This window comes from Hymenobacter agri (assembly GCF_054778495.1).
In genome coordinates this window covers 1-810 of record NZ_BAAGZM010001111.1, presented here as the reverse complement: position 1 = coordinate 810, position 810 = coordinate 1, and the positions used below count along the sequence as shown (strand labels likewise).

Annotated in this window: 1 protein-coding gene; it reads right to left on the bottom strand. The window is 63.5% G+C overall.

Annotated elements, in window-relative coordinates:
* Positions 1 to 221: 221 nt before the first annotated feature.
* Positions 222 to 810: chorismate-binding protein (locus ACYVDE_RS24785; RefSeq protein WP_460504183.1), on the bottom strand; the 589-nt coding region annotated here is incomplete at its 5' end.

Here is an 810-nt window from a genome sequence, read left to right as displayed (position 1 = left end):
CGCTCGTCGGGCACCACGCGCACGTTCAACTCGGGGTGGCGCGCAAAAGCCAGCGTGAGCGGCGCCGAGCGCGAGCCGGGCGACAGCACGACGTCGGTAATGCCGTGGCGGGCGCAGATTTCGGCGATGTTATAAACGGCCTGCATGGGTTTTAATGAAGAATGAGGAATGAATAATGAGGAATTGAAACGAGTGAGTCAGGTGAAGTAATTCTTCATTCCTCATTCTTCATTCCTCATTAAAACGGCCCCCGCCGTTTGCATCTTCATCTGGGTTTCCTGCCACTCGCGGGCGGGGTCGGAGTCGATGGTGAGGCCGGTGCCGGCGTAGAGGATGGCATCGGTAGCGCGCAGCTGCAAGCAGCGCAGGTTCACGTAGAGACGGGCGATGCCGGGGGCGGCCACGTTCACCGGGCCCAGGAAGCCGCTGTAGTAGGCGCGGTCGTAGCCCTCGTGGCGCTGCAAAAAGGACAGGGCGGCCGTTTTGGGCATGCCGCCAACGGCCGAGGTGGGGTGCAGCAGGCGCAGCATGTCGGTGCCCAGCGAGGCGGGGTTGGGCACGTTGTGCAGGTCGACTTCAAAATCGGTGCGCAGGTGCAGCAGCTCGCCGGCCGCCACGGTGCGCGGGCCGGTTTCGTGGTACTCGCGCAGCCGCAGCTGCTTGAAGCAGCTCACGATGTAGCGGGCTACCAGCGCCTGCTCCTCAATCTCCTTCTGCCGCCAAATGGCATCCTGGGGCCGCGTGACGGTGCCCGCCCGCATCTGGAAAGTCATGGTCATCCTGCCCGACGGGGTGAATGATTTGCAGCGC